The sequence below is a fragment of the Peribacillus sp. NPDC056705 genome (assembly GCF_043656335.1).
The window spans coordinates 1-2,798 of the sequence record NZ_JBHTYI010000086.1 but is presented as its reverse complement, the minus strand read 5'-3'; the positions used below and the strand labels follow the sequence as shown (position 1 = coordinate 2,798).

Below are 2,798 nucleotides of genomic sequence, written 5' to 3'. Positions count from 1 at the left end.
ATAAAAAATTAACAGTATATTTATATAATTTTGGTTTAATTGAATTGTAAAATATAAATCTCCTTGGAGGAATCATTAGATGATTAATAAGAAAATTGTGAAAACAGGAGCTACTTTAGCACTTGCCTTAGCTATTACAGTTCCAGCACTATCACCGACAGCAGCTACTGCGAAGGAAAATAGTAAAATTGAATCTGTTAAATTTAATGGAATGAAAGCACCAGCTACTATCGATGAAATGGTAAAAACATATACAACTGCAACCGTTGATGTAAAATATAGCAATGGAAAAGTAAAAACATTTCCGTTGTCCTACAACTACCTATTTAAATCGGAAGATAAGGTAGCAACCGTTAAAGGTGAAAAAATTCCTGCAGGTACACCAATTGATGTAAAAGGAAACCCAATTAAGGATCCAAGCAGCACAGACGGAAAATATTTTGTTTCAGATGCTCCGGATTCAAATAGCTTATTAATGCCAATTGACGGCAAACTTTATATGGTTACACATTATGAATATCAAACAATTGATGCTGCTGGTCAATCGGCATACGGTTTAGTCCCAGCATCTATGTCTTTAACTGAGTTGGAACAGGACAAAAAAACAGGTGAACTTAAACCTGTAAAAGTAGAAAAAATCGATTTTTCTGCAGTAAATGGACTTTGGATTCCATGTAATGGTTCTTTATCACCATGGAATACACATTTAGGTTCAGAAGAGTATGAGCCAGATGCTCGTCAATTTGCGGACCCTACATCAAAAACAAGAAGTCAAGTTGAAACATTTGCTCAATTCTATTTTGGAAATAAAGCAAAGGCTAATCCTTATTTCTATGGCTACACTCCTGAAATTACAGTAGATAAGAAGGGGAAAGCATCGGCTGTAAAACATTACAGTACAGGGCGTTTCTCCCATGAGTTAGCTAAAGTAATGCCTGATAACAAAACTGTATTTTACGGTGATGATGGTGGTAATACAGGAATGTTTATGTATATAGCCGATAAAGCAAAAGAGTTATCAGCGGGTACACTATATGCAGCTAAATTTAAACAAACAGGTACTGAAAATGGTGGTTCAGGAGACTTAGAATGGATTAATTTAGGACATACAACGGATAAAGAAGTGGAAAAAATTATTGACAGCGGCATTACATTCAATGATATTTTTGAAACTTCTGATGTACCAAAAGAAGGTTTTACAGCGATTAAACAATATTCATATGGTAAAACAGAATATCTAAAACTTAAACCTGGTAAAGAAAAAGCAGCTGCCTTCCTTGAAACACGCCGATACGCAGCAATGCTTGGTGCAACTACTGAATTTAACAAAATGGAAGGTTTAGCGCTTAACGAAAAGGATAAAAAAGTATATATTGCTATTTCCGATCAAAGTAAGAGTATGGAAAAAGATTCAACAGGAAAAGACCCAGCAGACCATCTCCAATTACCAAAAATTAAAGCTGGTGTAACCTATCAATTAGATTTACAAGGTGGTCAAAAGGATAGCGAAGGAAAGGCTATTCATAGCTCTTATGTAGCACCATCAATGTATGGATTGGTGGTAGGCGAAGACATTCCTAATGCTGATGCATATGGAAACACTGCAAATGTAGACAAAGTAGCTAATCCCGATAACTTAAGTTATTCTGAAGCAATGAGAACCCTCTTTATTGGTGAAGATAGCGGTGCTCACACAAATAACTATGTTTGGGCATATAATGTTGATACGAAAGAATTAAATCGTATTCTATCTGTTCCAGCAGGAGCCGAAGCAACTGGATTATTTGCTGCTGATGACCGCAATGGATTCTCATACATTTTCAGTAATTTCCAACATCCTGGTGATGAACTAGAAGGTAAGTCAATTACAGCTGTTAACAAAGATGAATTACTTAAAGCTGTTGACGAACAAATTGGCATTAATAAAACAGGGGGGATTGGTTATATCTCTGGTATACCTTCTTTAACAAAATATAATAATGGTAAATATCAAAAAAGTTTAGAAATTGATAAAAAATGATAAGTTTAAATTAGTAATGAACCTAAATGAAGGAACACAAATTTACGTAACGGCAACTGATGCAGCCGGAAATATAAACGCCTATAAAGTTACTAAGTAATGGATAAACTGGCTCCTAAAATGCCTTCAGTAAATGAAGTTTTGTGCTTATAAAAATGAAAAGGGCTGTCATAAAAGTGATTAAAAAATGACTTTTGTGACAGCCCTCATCCATTTTAATTTGGCTCTGTATTATTTGTTGGGGTTAAGACATAATTTTGAAGCAATAAAAAAACGTAAACATCCTATTTTTCTGAAGGTATAAATAATATAACAAGGGTTCTGAATGAAGAGCCTATGGGTTTAGAAGGTTTAAACGCTCTCGAGCAAAAATTTTAATGGCAAAACAGTAAAAGAAATTGGGTCACATATTGGATATGGGTGTGATAACATTTATTCATCATCGCAACATTTGACGGAGAAAGTTTTATTGTAAAGTTTACTGAGGAAGTTAAGTGGAATAAAAAGCCTCATTTAGATACATTACGGTGAACCGTATCATAAGTAAGTGCGGTTTTAAATTAAGGCTCTTTTCGTAAAGATTGTTGTTTTTAAAACGAAACGATTTAACGTTGATTGGAGCCCAAGTGCGAGACTCCTGCGGGAGCAGCGGGACAAGTGAGACCCCACATGCGTTTACGCCGGAGGAGGCTCACCGCCCGCCCCGCGGAAAGCGAGCATCTGGAGGGGAAATCAACCACACCGCTTTACTTGGTAAATAGCAACAAAGTATGCGAAA

The 2,798-nt window shown here is 35.7% G+C and carries 1 protein-coding gene; it reads left to right on the top strand.

Going from position 1 to position 2,798, the window contains the following annotated elements; all coding sequences use genetic code 11:
- Nucleotides 1-79: 79 nt before the first annotated feature.
- Nucleotides 80-2,020, top strand: coding sequence for a PhoX family protein (locus ACFRAK_RS27485; protein WP_387594955.1), 1,941 nt, complete (start codon nt 80-82; stop codon nt 2,018-2,020).
- Nucleotides 2,021-2,798 lie beyond the last annotated feature (778 nt).

What these genes read in the sequence shown, in the direction of transcription:
- ACFRAK_RS27485 (WP_387594955.1), top strand. Translation starts at nt 80, where the DNA reads ATGATTAATAAGAAAATTGTGAAAACAGGAGCTACTTTAGCACTTGCC.